This window comes from Anoxybacillus sp. LAT27 (assembly GCF_022030075.1).
Classification (GTDB): Bacteria; Bacillota; Bacilli; order Bacillales; family Anoxybacillaceae; genus Anoxybacillus; species Anoxybacillus kestanbolensis.
The window spans coordinates 1-230 of sequence record NZ_JAIWYK010000327.1 but is presented as its reverse complement, the minus strand read 5'-3'; the positions used below and the strand labels follow the sequence as shown (position 1 = coordinate 230).

Annotated in this window: 1 protein-coding gene; it reads left to right on the top strand. The window is 62.6% G+C overall.

Going from position 1 to position 230, the window contains the following annotated elements; translation table 11 throughout:
* Nucleotides 1-49: 49 nt before the first annotated feature.
* Nucleotides 50-230, top strand: a 181-nt coding sequence (locus LD028_RS09660; protein WP_237811693.1) for a PHP domain-containing protein, incomplete at its 3' end; no start/stop codon positions are given.

Below are 230 nucleotides of genomic sequence, written 5' to 3'. Positions count from 1 at the left end.
CGGAGCGAGCAAGATCCCTCTCCTTGTGAAGCGGGCGGCCTCACTCGGGATGCCAGCGATCGCGATTACCGACCACGGCAATCTCTATGGAGCTGTCGAGCTGCTGCGTGAGGCCAAAGCGGCGAATGTGAAGCCTATCGTCGGCCTGGAAGCTTACGTCGCTCCTCGCCACCGTACCGAGCGAGCGATGGGAGGAGGCTCCGGCAACGAATACGCCTTCCACCTGACAC